This is a genomic window from Caldicellulosiruptoraceae bacterium PP1, from assembly GCA_041320695.1.
Lineage (GTDB): Bacteria > Bacillota > Thermoanaerobacteria > Caldicellulosiruptorales > Caldicellulosiruptoraceae > JBGGOQ01.
In genome coordinates this window covers 333,625-351,153 of record JBGGOQ010000002.1, presented here as the reverse complement: position 1 = coordinate 351,153, position 17,529 = coordinate 333,625, and the positions used below count along the sequence as shown (strand labels likewise).

At 30.2% G+C, this 17,529-nt stretch carries 11 protein-coding genes and 1 pseudogene; 5 read left to right on the top strand and 7 right to left on the bottom strand.

Annotated features, from left to right (window positions below; all coding sequences use genetic code 11):
• Positions 1 to 189: 189 nt before the first annotated feature.
• Complete coding sequence (locus tag ACAG39_05215; protein ID MEZ0536636.1) at positions 190 to 354, top strand: hypothetical protein; 165 nt, start codon at positions 190 to 192, stop codon at positions 352 to 354.
• Between the two features lie 210 nt (positions 355 to 564).
• Here ACAG39_05215 and ACAG39_05210 read toward each other — a convergent pair whose 3' ends face one another.
• The 3 genes from ACAG39_05210 to ACAG39_05200 form a co-directional block, all read right to left on the bottom strand.
• Positions 565 to 1,398, bottom strand: a complete 834-nt coding sequence (locus ACAG39_05210) for an NAD(P)-binding domain-containing protein (GenBank protein ID MEZ0536635.1) — start codon at positions 1,396 to 1,398, stop codon at positions 565 to 567.
• A gap of 27 nt (positions 1,399 to 1,425) precedes the next feature.
• Complete coding sequence (locus ACAG39_05205; GenBank protein ID MEZ0536634.1) at positions 1,426 to 1,872, bottom strand: GNAT family N-acetyltransferase; 447 nt, start codon at positions 1,870 to 1,872, stop codon at positions 1,426 to 1,428.
• A 155-nt stretch (positions 1,873 to 2,027) separates the two neighbouring features.
• Positions 2,028 to 2,165, bottom strand: coding sequence for an HAD hydrolase-like protein (locus tag ACAG39_05200; protein MEZ0536633.1), 138 nt, complete (start codon positions 2,163 to 2,165; stop codon positions 2,028 to 2,030).
• Positions 2,166 to 2,747: 582 nt separating this feature from the next.
• Between ACAG39_05200 and ACAG39_05195 the strand changes: the two genes are divergently transcribed.
• Both ACAG39_05195 and ACAG39_05190 read left to right on the top strand, forming a co-directional pair.
• A complete protein-coding gene (locus tag ACAG39_05195; protein MEZ0536632.1) occupies positions 2,748 to 3,116 on the top strand; it encodes a BlaI/MecI/CopY family transcriptional regulator in 369 nt (122 codons plus the stop codon).
• On the top strand, positions 3,116 to 6,235 hold the full coding sequence (locus ACAG39_05190; protein MEZ0536631.1) for a M56 family metallopeptidase: 3,120 nt from the start codon (positions 3,116 to 3,118) through the stop codon (positions 6,233 to 6,235). Before ACAG39_05195 ends, ACAG39_05190 begins: the two co-directional genes overlap by 1 nt.
• Before the next feature lie 185 nt (positions 6,236 to 6,420).
• Here ACAG39_05190 and pepF read toward each other — a convergent pair whose 3' ends face one another.
• Positions 6,421 to 8,310, bottom strand: coding sequence for an oligoendopeptidase F (gene pepF, locus ACAG39_05185; GenBank protein MEZ0536630.1), 1,890 nt, complete (start codon positions 8,308 to 8,310; stop codon positions 6,421 to 6,423).
• Positions 8,311 to 8,638: 328 nt separating this feature from the next.
• Here pepF and ACAG39_05180 point away from each other — a divergent pair, with 328 nt between their 5' ends.
• A complete protein-coding gene (locus ACAG39_05180; GenBank protein MEZ0536629.1) occupies positions 8,639 to 9,802 on the top strand; it encodes a sugar MFS transporter in 1,164 nt (387 codons plus the stop codon).
• Positions 9,803 to 10,066: 264 nt separating this feature from the next.
• Positions 10,067 to 11,299, top strand: a complete 1,233-nt coding sequence (locus ACAG39_05175) for an endo-1,4-beta-xylanase (GenBank protein ID MEZ0536628.1) — start codon at positions 10,067 to 10,069, stop codon at positions 11,297 to 11,299.
• A gap of 68 nt (positions 11,300 to 11,367) precedes the next feature.
• On the opposite strand, the gene ACAG39_05170 is transcribed toward ACAG39_05175, so the two are convergent.
• The 3 genes and pseudogenes from ACAG39_05170 to ACAG39_05160 form a co-directional block, all read right to left on the bottom strand.
• The gene (locus tag ACAG39_05170; GenBank protein ID MEZ0536627.1) at positions 11,368 to 14,805 is read right to left on the bottom strand and encodes a glycoside hydrolase family 2 TIM barrel-domain containing protein; all 3,438 of its coding nucleotides are present in this window, start codon (positions 14,803 to 14,805) and stop codon (positions 11,368 to 11,370) included.
• Between the two features lie 41 nt (positions 14,806 to 14,846).
• Positions 14,847 to 15,517, bottom strand: a pseudogene (locus ACAG39_05165) (polysaccharide deacetylase family protein).
• A gap of 18 nt (positions 15,518 to 15,535) precedes the next feature.
• Entirely contained in the window at positions 15,536 to 17,413 is a 1,878-nt protein-coding gene (locus tag ACAG39_05160) for a sialate O-acetylesterase (protein MEZ0536626.1), read from the bottom strand.
• Positions 17,414 to 17,529: the final 116 nt, after the last annotated feature.

The window sequence follows — 17,529 nt, the reverse complement described above, 5'->3', positions numbered from 1 at the left end:
GTTCTATTAAGATTATATTTCTTTAGTTTTTTAAAATCAACTAATTTAACGTATAATTTTTAAAAATTATTTTAAATATTTGTAATAGCCAATGATAAAATCACAAAAAGGGCAGATAAAAAGTACAGAGTTTTAAACAGAATTATAATAATATCTTCCATATAGAAAAAGTATATGGGGGAAATAGAGATGAGTAGGAAACTCTGGATGGATATAAGAAATGATTATCTTAAAGGCTTATCAATATCAGAAATAGCAAGGAAATATAATATTAACTGGAGAACAGCCAAAAAATATGCTACATATGAAGAAATACCAAAAGATACTTTACGAAAAAGAAAAGTTCAAAATTAGATGATTGCAGGACAATAATTGATACTATGCTTGAAGAAGCACCATATAGTGCAGTAAGAGTATACGAAAGAATTAAGGATTTAGGTTTTAAAGGTAAGATAACAAAAGTATAATTTATATATATTAACATTTTTAGCATTTTTTATTTTGTGCATTGTTAAAAATTTTTAATATATCCATGTATAGCTTTCCCCTTATATACAAAATTTTTTATTTAAAATCCATAAAGATACTATCTATAACTTCTTTTTTCATCTTCCGTTTGTTTAGCGTTTGCTCAAACATTTCATCAAAAACTTGGGGTAATTTTGCTTTTAATACCTTTACCCCTTCCTCTGTAATTCCACCTTTTGTTGCCACCCTATCTATTACTTCTTTGAAAGTCATACCTTTCTCAATAAATACTTTCGATGTTGCATATAATGTTCTAAGTACCATCTTGGCAATCTCTTGTTTAGGCATATCTTCGGTATGTTTTAAAACAGCGTTTACAAATTCCTCAAATATACATGCAATAAATCCGGGAGCACAGCTTGTGAGCTCGGCAGCTAAATCAAAATCTTCCTCTTTGATAATATTTACAATACTTATTTTATTAAGCAAACCTTTCAAAAAGGCTGCATCTTCACGGTTTACCTTATTATTATGGCATACCAAGCTTATCCCATCAAACACCTCTGATGTAATAGCAGGTGTAAGTTTTGTTATTTTGCAGTTAACAATCTTTTCTATATTTTCAATTGAAACAGTAGCGGCAATTGAAACAATATGTGTATCTAAGGTGATAAAATTTCTTATTTCATCAAGAATATCTTCTACCTCTTGAGGTTTTACACATATAAAAATGCACTTAGCCTTTTTAACAACCTCTATATTATCTACAGCAATATTTATCCCATCCCATTTTGAACTAACACTTTTGAGTTTATCTTTTGTCCTTGTTGAAACAATCACTTCACAAGGTTTTACTCCTCCCGAAGCAATAAAGCTATTAAGTAGCATGCTACCCATACTTCCATAGCCTATAATACCAATTTTAATCAACAATATCTTCCCCTTTTATTTACTAATCTATAATATTATTTTTCTAAAAGTATATGACTGCTTAATTTTTACATAGCCAATACTCTCATATAAAATATGTGCTTCCTTTCTAATTACATTAGAACGTAAATTTACCATACTACACCCTTTACTTTTCGCCCAATCTTCTGCATGTTTCATCAATTCTGTTCCAATACCCATTCTCCTATAATCTCTATCTACAACTAATCCACCTATTTCTGCCATCAAATCGCACTCGAGTAATGGGTATATATGTACATGAACCCAACCTACTACCTTTTTATCAATAGTTTCAGCAACAAAAACTTGATGACTTTCTCTCTTAATAATATCTTTAATTCTAATCATAACCTCACTCTCTGTAGAAGGATACCCAAGTTGTCCACAAAGAGATGAAATAAAGTTGCAATCATTTTCATGTAAATTTCTTATTATAAATTTAACCTGACTCATATAAAACACCCTTTTTAAATTTATTAACAATAACAATCTTATTCTTTTATATGACTATAAAAGAACAATTATATATGAAATGTAAAAACTATTTGTAGATAATATGTTCTTTAAAAATGTATTATATAATTATAATACAAACTAAAATTTATAATTTATAAAAAATCAACCAACTCTATTAGTGAAGCAAAATGCTTGTCACAGTTAAAATTATTACTTTTTCTTACCAAAATTGCATCAATTCCTGCTCTTTTTGCTCCTTGGATATCAGCAATATAACTATCTTCAATCATGGTTATACTCTCAATATCGTTTTAATCCATTAGTACTTTTTCAAATATTTTTTTATTAGGCTTTTCATATCCAATATTTGCTGATGAATATATTTTAAAAAATAATCTCCAATATCTAAACTCCTTACTAAGTTTTCCAACTCGGGTACATGATTTGAAAGAATTAAATTAGAATACCCCTTCTCCAATGCTCTTTTTAAGCAATATATGGTATCATCGTAAATATACCATTTATATTGAAGTTTTCCAAGAACACTAGCATATATTCCCAAAACTAATAAAAATATATTCTACTGAACTTTATTATCTTTGTTAACGACTTGCTATTTTAAGATATCGAGGACAATTACAACAAACTAAAATATATAATAATTTTAATACAAATTTCTGTTTTGTGCAGCACCCTTTAAAGTGCAATAAAGTAAGTGCTAAAAAATGGGTCTAATCTCCACTTCTTTAGTATATAGACAGAATAAAATTTTCAAATTGATACCATTATTGTTTATATTTTATTGACAATATAGGTTTAATGTGTTAAACTTAAGATAGGTTTAATTTATTAAACCTAAGGAGGTAATATTTATGGAAAAAATTAAAATATTTGAGGCAGAATATAAATTTATGAATATTATATGGGAGCATTCACCTATTTCAAGTACAGAACTAGTTAAGATTGCAAATAAAGAACTTGGATGGAAGAAATCAACCACTTATACTGTTATTCGCAGGTTATGTGAACGAGGAGCCATAAAGAATGAAAATGCAGTTGTTTATGCATTGATAAATCAAGATCAAGTTATGCGTGCAGAAACAGAAGAACATATTAATAAAATTTATGACGGTTCATTAAAACTCTTTTTTACCACCTTTTTACAAAAAGAAAAATTGAGCAAAGATGAAGTTGAAGAATTGAAAAAAATAGTAGATAAGTATAGTAAGGAGGAACAATAGTGCTTGAAAATATATTTACTACAATGCTTAATATGAGCATTACCGCTTCAGTAGCTGCTGTTTTGATATTCTTTTTTAGATGGATATTAGATGATAAGGTACCCAAAATTTTTAGTTATGCCCTGTGGTTTATAGTACTTGTTAGAATGCTTATTCCCTTTTCCTTTTCATCAACATTTAGTATATTTAATGTCGTTCCTGTGTTTGAAACACTCGTTACTCATAACTCTCAACAATATGTAATAGATCAGAATATGCAATATACTGCAGATTATCAGAACATATCACAAGAAAAAACTAATAGTATTGATAGCAAAGTATTAAATAATAATAACAATATAGACCATTTTGATTTTACACCATCGCAGGAGTTATCAACAGATCCAAAGCATATACTAACATTTATTGCCGCTCGTATATGGCTTGCAGGCATGATAGCTTTGTTGTTATTAAGTATATTTTTATACTTTTATACAAGTCGCAGACTTAAAATAGCTATTTTGTATAAGAATGACCATTTATTTTCTGAGTCCTGTCAAAAACTGAAGTTGAAGCAAAAAGTCAAATTCTACATATCAGATAAGGTATATACCCCTGTTGTATGTGGCTTAATAAAACCGTGCATCATATTACCTTCGTCTCTTGAACAAAATTGTAATAAATCAGAGCTACAGTATGTCATTGAACATGAACTTATACACATCAAAAGATTTGACTATATCATAAAACCTTTATGGGTACTTTCCTTATGCATACACTGGTTTAATCCTATACTGTGGCTTAGCTTTATATTATTTCTAAAAGATATGGAAATGTCGTGTGATGAGAGGGTTATAAAAGCAAACAATAATGATATAAGAAGTGAATATGCAACATTACTCATTAAACTTGCTGTAAAACAGAATACACTAATTAATAGTAAAATATTAGCTTTTGGTGAAAGCAATATCAAAAACAGAATAAAAAAGATAATGAGTTTTAGAAAACCAGCTTTGTGGCTGAACCTGTCTGCTATTATATGTATTATAATATTTGGTGTTATTCTGTTGACCAATGGACAGCATAATCAAATTAATAAAAAAGAGGTAAATAAAAGCAATGAATATAATGCAGAAGTTCTACTAAAATATAAGAATAAGTATGTTGGAAATGCCAGCAATGTGTCCAATCTTATTCACAACTTGCCATATGCTGATTTATATAAAGGTATATCTCTCAAGACAGAAAAACCACCATATGGAATTAATATTAATTATAACTTTAGTACATCTGATGTTGATATGAGAAAGATTGAAAATACCTTGCAAAATAATGCTATTATAATGTTTGCACTCATAGATAATGTTGATATTATCAATTTCAATTTAAAAATAGATAATAATGAAAAAAATTATCAGTATACAAGAGAAAAGATTCAAAAAGGTTTTGATAAAGACCTAAGGGAGTATGCAAAGGATATAAGTAGCTTTGAAATCTTATTAAGCAGTTTGAATACAATAGATGAAAAAGCTCATATTTATAATAATGAAAAATCTATTAACGTTTCAAGTAGTTCCGAAAAATATAGCAGTGCTGAGGCAATACAAGTGGTTGAACAATTGGGGCAAAAATTGAAGTTTGTTAATAAGCTTATACCTGAAAAAGAATTAAAAGAAGAAATCACAAAGCATTTTAGTCCATATTTATCGCCTTCTTTACTTTCAAAATGGTTAAAAGATCCTAAAAAAGCCTTTGGTAGATATGTTTCGAGTCCATGGCCAGATAGAATTGAAGTAAAAAAAGTTACAAAAATTAATAATAATAAGTACATAATTGAGGGAGATATTGTAGAAATAACCAGCGTACCTGAGGAGGAATGGAGAACAAAAGTAATTGTTACAGTTGAAAAATTTGAAAAATTAGGTTGGTTAATAAATGATATAACTTCAAGTGAACAAAATGATCAATTTCAAGAAAGTGTAAATATTGCAAGAATAAAGGTAATTTTAGGTGAAAATCCAATATTTTGGAATGGTGTAAAGCCTATTTATATATCAAATAGCAAGATGATAAATGATATTATGTCTATGATTGAAAATAGTAAGCCATTAGTTGATACATCTAAAATTAACAAGATTAATAAGGGATCAGAATATGATTATAAAATAATTATTGAATATAGAAATGGAGAAAAAAGAGAAATAAATATTATATATGATTATCTTTATGAAATAGGATATTTAGATGAAAATGGAAATAAGAAAGAACCTAATTATAACTTTTTTAGATATATTAGTAGTCTATATGAATATCCAAACCCTGATACAAATATTGAACAGCAAGTGTTGAATTTATTCAAAAAATATAATTGGACAATAGATTTTAAAATAAATACTTTGAAAATAGATTTACCAAAAAATCTCAAACATAAAGCTGGAGAATATCCAATAAAGATATACTGGGCATATAATAATGAGCTATCAAGACATATCAATCTTGATTTTTCTTCTTATCTTGGTAAAACTGTAACTGTTGAAATTTATAGATTAAGAGAGCCATTACCTGATTTTATGAAACCGCGAAGAGATGCAAGAGGAATTGTTATAAAGTATAACAAAAAAATTATTGGAGCATATATAGATGCAGGTAGACATGACTCATTTGCTTGCTCACTTGATAGAAAGAACTTGCAAGAAATAACACATAAAGATTGGAATGAATGGATTAATAACTATATTGATTATAATGATGAAACAGAAAAGAAACTTTTAAAACTGAAACCAGAAGATATTATTAAAGAGTATATTAATGCATTAGATAGGCATGATTATAAAATGGTTTGGGCTTGTTCAACAAGAAAAAGTCTTGTAGAGCTTTTATCAACAAATATGGACAATAGATACCTATATAATAATGAAAGTAAAATTGATTATAATATTAAAAAAGCAAAACTTATTAAAATTGAAAATTTAAAAGGCTTTTCAGATGAAACAGGAACTCTGGAATATCCAGTTCAAATATATTTTGACTTTAATAAAATAATTACTGATAATGATGGCATTTGCACAAGATTTTTTATACTAACAAAAGACACTGATAAAACAGGCTGGAAAGTTGATGGTATCGGAACAGGTCCATGAATTTGAGTTTTTATGTTAATATTTCTTATGATGCATGGAATTATCATCTAATTTGGAGATGAATTACAACAAATGATCACCAAGAACAGCAAGGAAATTGTAGATTAGGTGGTTATGAATCATAACCACCTAATCTTGAGTTTACTAATAAGTTTTTTATTAGTTTTTAGATTACTATTATGTTTTTATAGCTTACCTTCTTTTGATAGTATTTTTTCCATCTCATCTACAAGCTGGCCAAAGTATTGTAATAGATTATCAACAGGTTTTGTTGATGTCATATCAACTCCTGCTTTTTTCAAAACATTTATTGGATAATCTGAACTTCCTGCTTTTAGGAATTCTATATATTTATCAATATTCTTTTGATTATTTAAATTTTTAACAATTTCATTTGCTGCAGCCATAGAAGTAGCATATTTATAAACATAAAAATTCATATAAAAATGAGGGATTCTTGACCACCATAATGGAGCAAGTGGGTCAACCTCAAAGTTTTGTCCATAATATTTTACCATTAAATCTTTCCAAATATTATTTAATGTTTCAGCAGAGAGAGCCTCACCTTTTTCTACTCTTTCATGTATTGTTTTTTCAAATTCTGCATACATAACTTGAGTATATACAGTTCCTCTAATGTTTTCTATTAGGCTATTTAATAAATATAGCTTTTCATCGTCAGATTTAGCATTTTTTATCATGTAGTTCAGCATCAAAAATTCATTTGTTGTTGAAGCAACCTCGGCAGTAAATATTGGAACATTTGAATTTATATATTTCTGTGTTTTATTTGTATAAAATGCATTCATTGCATGCCCTAATTCATGAGCAACTGTTAACATAGAATCTACAGTATCATCATAATTCATCAAAATATATGGGTGAGTATCATAAGAACCCCATTGATATCCACCTGAATATTTGTTCTCAGTTTCATAAACGTCAATCCATCTACTATCAAAAGCATTTTGAAGATTATTTATATAATCTTTTCCTAATGGATTTAACCCCTTTAAAATTAATTTTTTAGCATCTTCATAAGGAATATTCATTTCATAATTTTCAACTAAAGGTACATACATATCATATATATGCACTTTATCAACTTTAAGAACTTTCTGTCTTAAATCAACATATTTATGAAGATATTTAACATTATTGTTTACCGCTTTAACTAAATTATCATAAACGCTTCGAGGTATAAATTCTGAATCTAAAGCTGCTTCAAGTGCAGAATTGTATTTACGTGCTTTAGCAAAATAGATGTTTTTCTTAACTTCTGCATTTAAAGTAGCAGCTAATGTATTTTTTACTTTGTCGAAAGAACTATATATTCCTTCGAAAGCTCTCTTTCTAAAATCTCTGTCTTTACTTTCAAGATATCTACCATAACTACCTTGTGATAACTGAATTTCATTACCTTTTTCATCTTTAATCTTCGGGAAGGTCATATCTGCTAATTTTAATTGATCATAAATTGCTTTTGGTGAACTTGCTAAATCAGAAAGATTTGCAAGTAATTCTTCTCCTTCTTTTGAAAGAGTATGAGCTTTTTGCTTTATAACAGAATCTAAATACTGCTTATACTCTGAAAGTTGTTTATCTGATAAGTAGGATTTTAAAGTTTTTTCTGGTAGTGATAAAAGCTCTGGTTGAATAAAAGAAACTGATGCCAAAGCATTAGAATATAGTGTTTCTGAGCGTGATCTCATTTCATTTACCTTATTATCAGCTTGATTTTCATCAGCTTTCATATTTGCATAAACATATACCTTTTCAGTGAGTCTCATCATCTTATCTCTTAGTTGTAAGCATTCTAATAAAGCCTTTGAATTATTAAGTTTTCCTTGATAGTTTTTAAACTTAGGGATATATGTAGTTTGAACCGTTTTAAAATCTTGTTCCCATTTGTCATAAGTAGGATAAATGTCTTCAAGGTTCCATTTGTACTTATTGTCAATTTCACTTCTTTTTTTTGGACCTTGAGCAGTAGCAATAATTGTTGTAAAGAGAAAAGCAAATACAAGAGTCAAAGCAATAAGTTTTTTTGATTTCATGTTTTTCAAAATTCCCATTTGAAATACCTCCCCATGCAATAAATTATTAATCATAATACAAAAAGTATATTATCCCAATTATATCCATATTAATTGTAGATGTCAATATTTTTTATAAAAAAACTAATTACTATTTTTATTTACCTAATTTCTTTCTATTAATTAATAATTATAAAAAATAGTATTTGTAAATTAATTAACATAAGAAGGACTTTTAATTTATATATAGAAATATATAAAAGGTAAAAAAGATATGTTGATTTAAAGATCTTGAGTGTTTATTCAAAAGGCTAAAAATAAATAAGAAAGGAGAAAACTCAATTATTACTAATTGGGTAAAAATACTATGGCTACAATACTTTTGATATTTATTTATATTTCGTTTATAAGCTTAGGTTTGCCTGACTCAATGTTAGGTGCTGCATGGCCTGTTATGAGGTCTGATTTACATATACCAATATCAATTGCAGGGTTACTTTCTATATTTATAGTTGGTTCAACTATAGTATCAAGTTTAGCAAGTCCTTTTATTTTGAACAGATTAGGAACAGGGAAGGTTGTTTTGTTTTCTACTTTACTTACTGCAATAGCTCTTTTTTGCTTTTCCATAGCTCCTTCATTTTTATTTTTATGTATTTTTGCAATAATGTTGGGCTTTGGTGGAGGCTCAATTGATACTGCATTGAATAATTATGTTGCTTTGCACTACAAAGCTAAACATATGAGCTGGCTTCATTCTTTGTGGGGTGTAGGCTGCACATTAGGACCATATATAATGTCATTTTTCATAATATACCAAGAAGGTTGGAGAAGAGGTTATTTAGTAGTATCAATACTTCAATTTTGCCTTGCTGTTATGCTATTTTTTTCACTACCATTATGGAAAATTTTTGGTGATGAAAGGTTCGAAGGATCTAAAAAAGAAAATACAAAGATTAATTTTTTACATATACCAAAGGCATTATTCTCGTTATTATCATTTTTTAGCTACTGTGCTGTTGAATCAACAACAGGTTTATGGGGAAGTAGTTTCCTTGTAAATATAAAGGGGCTTTCACCAGCAGTTGCTGCAAAATGGGTGTCTTTATATTTTCTTGGAATAACAGTTGGAAGAATTTTATCTGGCTTTGCAACAATGAAGTTTGGAAATAAGGCAATAATTAGGTTTTCATTGGCAATTCTTTTAATTGGTATTTTACTTCTATTCGTTCCAATGTATAAGGATTTTTATGTTGTAAGCTTTGTTCTTATTGGTTTAGGATGTGCTCCAATCTTCCCATGTATGATACATGATACCCCAAAGAAGTTTGGCAGCTATATGTCGCAAACAATGATTGGGTTCCAGATGGCTTCAGGGTATTTAGGCAGTGCTACCATACCACCACTTTTTGGTGCATTAGCCTCTGTTTTAAACCTTTCAATCTTTCCAGCATACCTTTTAGTATTCTTGGTGATATTAATATTTTTCGTAGAAATACAAAATAAGCAAATACATGCGGTAAAAAATTAAATATTTTAACATATATAGCAATATTATATCAAATTACATTTTAATATATTGATAAGTTTCAACTTTTAAGATTTCATTTAAAAATATTATACTTAAAAAGAAGGATTATTGATTCTGGTATAGAAATATATATAAGTGAGTGTATAGACTAAATTTTGTAAGCGTTTACAAAACATTTTATTATCTATAACTAAATAAATGCTTAAAGTATAAATATTTATTTATTGATTGAAAATTATAAGAAAACATGGGAGGAATTATAATATGGCTGTTAGTAATGAATATAAGCACAGAACTGCTGAAGTTAAATTATGTTTGTTTAAAGAAGATAAGACTCCAATAAAAAATAAAGAAATAGTAATAAGACAAACTAAACATAAGTTTCTTTTTGGTGGTGGTGGATATAGAGCAATACCTTTAGCAAATGATGAGCTCTCTAGTGCTGACAAAGACCTTAACGAAGGGATACTTTCTAAATTCTTAGATATCTTTAACTATGCAACACTTCCCTTTTATTGGGGAAGATTTGAGCCTATCAAAGGAAAACCAGATACAAAAAGATTGAAAAAAGCTTGTGAATGGCTACGTTCAAAAGGATGCTTGATAAAGGGACACCCTCTTTGCTGGCATACAGTCTGTGCCCCATGGCTTTTGGAGATGAGTAATAAAGAAATTTTACAAGCTCAGCTTAACCGTATTCGCCGAGAGGTTAATAACTTTGCTGATCTTATCGATTTTTGGGATGTTATAAATGAGGTTGTTATAATGCCAATATTTGATAAGTATGATAATGGAATGACACGTATATGTAAAGAATTAGGAAGAGTAAGGTTAGTTAGAGAGGTATTTTTAGCTGCTAAAAAAGCTAATCCAGATGCAATTCTTTTGATAAATGACTTTGAAACTTCAGAATCATATGAGATATTGATTGAAGGATGTCTTGAAGCAGGAATACCTATTGATGCTATTGGAATACAATCACACATGCATCAAGGGTATTGGGGAGTTGAGAAAACAAATAGAATATTAGAGCGTTTTTCATCGTTTAATCTTCCAATTCATTTTACTGAAAATACTATTGTATCAGGACATTTAATGCCACCAGAAATTGTTGACCTTAATGACTATCAAGTAGATGAATGGCCTACAACTACTGAAGGTGAAGAACGTCAAGCAAAAGAGGTAGAAATGCACTACAGAACCTTATTTGCTCATCCATTGGTAGAATCTATTACATGGTGGGATTTTACTGATGGTGCTTGGCTGAAGGCTCCGTCAGGACTGATTCGCAAAGACGGCACCGCAAAGCCTGCATATGAGGTCTTAAAGAAACTTATAAAGGATGAATGGTGGACAAAACCAATCAAAACATCTACTGATGATGAAGGTTGTGTTGTATTCTTAGGATTCCTTGGCGAATATGAAGTTGAAATTGAAGGCAAGAAAGTTCAATTTACATTAGATAAAGTAACTAAAAATGTTGAAGTAACATTGTAGTATATAAAAATATAGGGGCTTTTTAAAATGCCCCTATATTTGTGTTTAAACAAAAATTAATAATAATCTTATTTTTCAAACCTAAACCAACCAAAATCAAAGTTACTACCAGGCAAGAATACGAAGGTTACATTACACTTTCCTGTTACTTTTTCAAGGTCAAATACCCTTTCTTCATAATTATCTGAATGTGTAAATTCAATAATTTGTGTGCTTTCTCCTTCTGAGTTAGAAAATCTTATGTGTATTGTATTTTTATCAATAGGTGATCTACCATATATTACTATCTTTGAAACACCTGATTCAGTAAAGTCCATATCCTCATATACCATTGATACATTATTGCCTATTCCCTCAACAAAGCTATCCTTTTTTGTAAATGTATCTCCATAAATATGGTTGCATTCTGAAGCCATATTCTTTTCTAAGGCCCTATTCAGTTTCTTAAATATAAACCCTTTAATATGAGCCTTCTTATTTAGAACAAAGCAGATTGATGTAACACCTTTTAGCTTTTTAGGTAGTTTATATGTCTCTTCCTGATATACATTCCATATTGTTGGCTTTTGATAAACTACCTCAGTAAGCAATATGCTACCCTCTTCATCGGGCATGCCTTCCCATATCTGTATAGGATATTCCTCACTTGTTAATGCAAATATAGGTATTGTTATTGTATCTGAGCCATATGGTCCAAAATCAAGATAGCGATAGCCAACATGTGTCTCTCCTTCTCTACTTGTTGCTACTCCTTTTTCGTTACCATTTGATACATCACCTTTGCTGTAGTCATATAGTCCTCCAGAAATAAAGCTATATGGATCTTTTAAGGCTGTTCCTATTCCTGTTGCAGTAAACTCAAGCTCTGAGATAAGTTTAACTTTATCAGTTCCATTTTTACTTGTACAGCGTACTCTAAACTTACCATCACCCAAAGCTATTATCTTTGCTTGATGTCCATTAGCCTCTACCTTTGCTAAGTTTGTTACAATTCCACCGTCGCTAACAACACTCCATTCAACCTCTTTATATGATGTATTCGAGGGATATAGCTTAGCTTCTACAATTATCTCTTTTTTTGACTCATTAAACTCTTGACCTGATAAGCTTACAATCTCTATTTTACGAAGTGGTATTTCATCAAAACTTCCCATAACGCATGGTAAATCTTTATTTCTCATATTTGCTGAAATACCTTCAAGATTTTCGTTTTCAGCAGCAATAGATTCAAATTCAATAGTTTGGCCTTCAAGTCCTCTTGATGTTACCTCAACTTGTATCTTCCCGGGTTTTAATGTTGATGCAATAATTGCCATCAGTTTCCCACTAAACAATCTTCTGCTTGTTCCTTTATACTGATCAAAATCGGTGCTGTCACCATTATCAAGCCCAATTAATCGTCCTTCGCCTGTAACCTTTACAAATACCCTGTTGTTAGCATTCTCAACAATGTTCCCATCTTCATCTTCAGCATATATCTCTAAAAATATCAAATCAGTACCGTTTGCAACTAATGTTTTCTTGTCAGGATTTAAAACTATTTTTTTTGCATCCTTAAAGGATTTTCTAACATGTGTTGCTATTACATTACCATTTTCATCATATGCTATCGCTTTTAATTCTCCTTCTTGGTAAGGAATCTTCCACCATCCAACAAGCTGTGTTCCGTGTTTATGGTCTATTTCATGTATTCCAATTATTTTCCCGTTTAATTGCAGTTCAATCTTAGGTGCATTTGAGCATACCCTAACATCAATTATCTGGCCTTTATTGAAATCCCAATGAGGAAAAACATGAACCATTGGCTTTGTTTTATAATCTGTCCATTCTGCTTGATAGATATAGAAAGAATCCTTTTTAAATGTGGCAGTATCAATCTGTCCGAAATATGAGTTCTTTGTATGGTATGGGGTTGGTTCTCCTATATAATCAAAACCACTCCAAACAAATTGTCCTAATGAAAATGGTGTATCTCTATCTGCAATTATACAGTATTCTGGTGATTTTGCTCCCCAGCTTGTAGAACTATTACCAAGAGCAGAGCATTGTTCATCATCATCAGATAGAACTGATCTTTCATATGGCAAATGGTATATCCCTCTACTTTGCACAACAGAGCCTGTTTCGCTACCATAGATTATCCAGTCTGGATGCTCCTCATGATGCTTTTGGTAATATTTTTCAGCATAGTTATAGCCAGCAACCTTAAGAATATCAGCACATTTTTGAGCATTCTCCCAAGGCATATAGTTAGAGCCAATTGTAACCTTGGTATTTTCTTTATAGTCGTATTTTCTAACTAACTCCATAAGCATCCTTGTTATTTCCTGCCCACGTTCATCTGCATGTGTATCGTAGATTTCATTCCCTATGCTCCACAAGATTAAGCTTGGGTGGTTTCTATCCCTTGTTACCCAGCTTTTCACATCAATAGGTGCCCAGTCTTTGAAAAAGCGTGCGTAATCATATTGGGTTTTTGGTCTTTCCCACATATCAAATGCTTCTGAAACTACAAAAAAGCCCATTTCATCTGCTAAGTCCATAAGCTCTGGAGCAGGCATATTATGAGCTGTTCTTATAGCATTTACACCCATTTCTTTTAAAATCTCAAACCTTCTCTTTAGAGCAGTTTTATTAAATGCAGCTCCTAATGCTCCTAAATCATGATGTTCACAAACGCCATTTAACTTCATCTTCTTTCCATTAACAATAAGGCCTTTGTTAGGGTCAAGGACAATGTCTCTAAATCCAATATTCTGAGTGATAAATTCAATTTTTTCTAAAACCTGATTTGAATTAACATCTTCTTTAATTAGATAAAGTTCTGTTACTAACTTATATAGATTTGGCTCATCGGGGCTCCAAAGTAGTGGATTTTCAATAAGTATAGTTTGTTGGTTTTTTGTTGTTATATTATCTGCCTTTATTGTATCTTTTGAAGAAGCTATAACTTTATCCTGATAAATAATAGTGTGGGTAAGTATTGCATCTTCATGAAGATTTAATTCTGTGGCTATTTCAACCTTCCACTGATTTTCTATTTGCCTAATTGAAACGTATATGCCATTAGAAACAATGTAGTTTTTGTCTCTAATCTTAAGCCAAACATTGCGGTATATTCCAGCACCTGAATACCATCTGCTATTAGGGCTTTGGTGGACTACTTTCATTAGAATTTCATTTTCCCCATCTTTTAATGCACTTGTTATATCATGCTCGAAAGATGAATAGCCATACTTCCATTCGCCTACATACTTCCCGTTAACATATAAGGTGGAGTCCATATATACTCCATCAAAGCAGAGTATGTATTGTTTATCCTCTTTTGTGCAATTAAGCGTTTTACGGTACCAGCCTATACTATTTTCATATAGATCTAATGTGTTATATATAAGCCAATCATGAGGTAAATCAACAGGTTCAAAGGTAAGATTATCAATCTTGTCAACACCAAGTTGACTTTTTGCAAACTGCCAGCCATCATTGAATAAAATCTTTTTGTTCACACAAAAACACCCTCTTTTTTTATATATATAATATTTTTTCTTTAAAGTCTTATTGTCTCCCCACTTTTAATTTCAACAGGTTTGTTATCTACATTAATCCAAACAGATATTGCTGAAGGGTTATAAACAATATCCCCATTAGCACTAAATTCAAGGGTCTTAAATGCTTTAATATATCTTTATATTTCAATGTTTGTTGCATACCATATATCATATTTATCAGAAACAAGTTCGCAGAAGTTTTCAATATGCTCCCAATTATTATTTCTATAGAATTCGTAGCTATGACCCCAAACATACATAAGTTTTAATTTGCCTTTATATTCATATTCCAAAAACCTTTTACCTAACTCAATTAGATTATCATCATGATGGCAAGTTGTGTGCCAATTATTGGATATCCTACTAATGATTCTAAATACTTTCTATCCTCTACAATCTCTTCTATAACTGCTTCTATTGGTATGCAATCTAAAAAAGGATGCACCTTTGTGTGAATAGCAACCTCATGTCCATTGTAAAGACTTTTCACTTCAGTAGAAGTTATATATCCTTCTTTACCAAGTGTTCCAGAGTTCAAATGAAAGGTTCCTTTAATCCCATATTTATTAAAGATACTAACAAGCCTTCTGTCATGTATCTGCCCATCGTCGTAACTCATAGTAAGTGCTTTTGTTTTTCCATGTGGAAATAAATCAAACCTTATATTCATAATCTTCACCTCATTATTTTAATTTTCTGTTGAAAATGGTGATGCAGGTAGCCCTTCTTTATTGTAAAGGTTAGCACCTTCAGGGTTATCTGCCCAAGCATATCTAACAGCAACAGGTTCACTAACATTCTCATTCCAAACAATAACTTTATTGCCTTCAATTATTGCGTTTGCCCATAAAAATTCTTTATTTTTATTTGATATTGAAAAATGTTTTAGTTTATCACTTTTCATACAAAGACCACTACCTATTTCTGAAAACTCAATTATAATTTTATTACCATCGATTTTCATTGATTTATACAAAGGCCCTGATGCAACTATGTTTTTTTCATTATATGCAATCTTTTGAGCAAGAAGTGCAAGCCTCTTGCCTACATCCTTTTTATTTAAAGGATGTAGATCATTCCACTCACCAACATCAATAGCAACAGCCATTCCAGTATTATTAAGGCAAAGTGCCTTTCTCTGTTCATCACGAAGTTTTGCCCAGTTACTTTCAGATGGATATTCAGATGCTTTCATATAGTTTGCTAACTGTACATATAAAAATGGTAAATTTTCATCGCCCCATTTTTTTCTCCAATCAATAATCAAACTGCAAAGCTTTTTGCAATATCCTTGTGGATCATCAGTATTAGATTCGCCTTGATACCATAATATACCTTTAATATTGTATTTTATCATTGGTGCTATCATACCGTTAAACAAGCCAGTTGGTTTATACTGAAAAAATGTTATGTTTGGTATAGGTTCATCTATTTTTGCTCCAACCTTATACTGCCAATAACCTTCAAGATTTATTTTAAAATCTTCTGTGAAAAGCATATAATCCTTATCCTTTATAAACTCACCATTTCCATCATTGCTGATTACTCTTGTAACAATTACATTCTTTCCTAACTTTAAAATATTGGGTGGGATATTATATTTTCGTGGTGGGTATCTATAAGAAGTTGAGCCTACTAAAACTCCGTTAACATATGTTAAATCACTATCTACTATTGTCCCTAAATAAAGTTTTGCAGGCTTCCCAATCATGTTAATTGGAACATCTACTTCTTTTCTAAACCAAACAGCTCCAATTAGTTTGTTTAAACCAATCTCTTCCCAAGAAGCTGGTAAAAACGCTGTTTTCCAATCTGAAGTATTTATATTGGTATTGAACCAAGCATCTAAACTATCTTTTAGTCCTTCATCATTATCATTAATACTATTATACCAGTTATTTACTTTTATTTCTTCCTCTGTTTTAACTGTTTGAATATAATTATCATCTTTAAGTTTTTCAATAATTTCAACATTTTCAGGAAATTCAGACATTAAATCTGGGCTCATCCATGCTTCTATTGGTGTTCCTCCAACACAAGCTTTAATTAAACCAATTGGAATTTTGTATTTCTCATATATAGCCTTAGCAAAAAAATAGCCTACTGCTGAAAATCTATAAATTGTTTCATTGTTAAGTTGTTCCCATGTTCCTCCTTCAAAATCTTCATCTGGTCCTTTGAAATTGTATTTATCTGGAACAATAAATTGTCTTATATATGGATTATCACAATTTTCAAATTGGTCTTGATACCTATCTTTTACCCTTTCCATTGGTAGAACCATGTTTGATTGTCCAGAGCAAATCCAAACATCTCCAATTAGTATATCTTCTATAATGATGGTTTTGTCATTTGATTTTATCTCCATTATATAAGGGCCACCAGCAGCCATTGCTGGTAAAGTAACTTCCCACATTCCCTTATCATCAGCTAATGAAGTATATGAATTACCTAAAAAATTAATTGATACCTTTTCATTAGGAACAGCCCATCCCCATATTTTTATTTCTTTTTCCCTTTGAAGAATCATTCCGTCATTTATAATTTTTGGAATCCTAAGTTCCAAGTAAATCACCTCTATATAAATAAATTTTTTCTCTATTTTATTTTAAGTTAATAAGTAAACGCTTTCAATAAACAATACTTTAGTTCTATTATTATATGTATATTAAAGTAAACTTA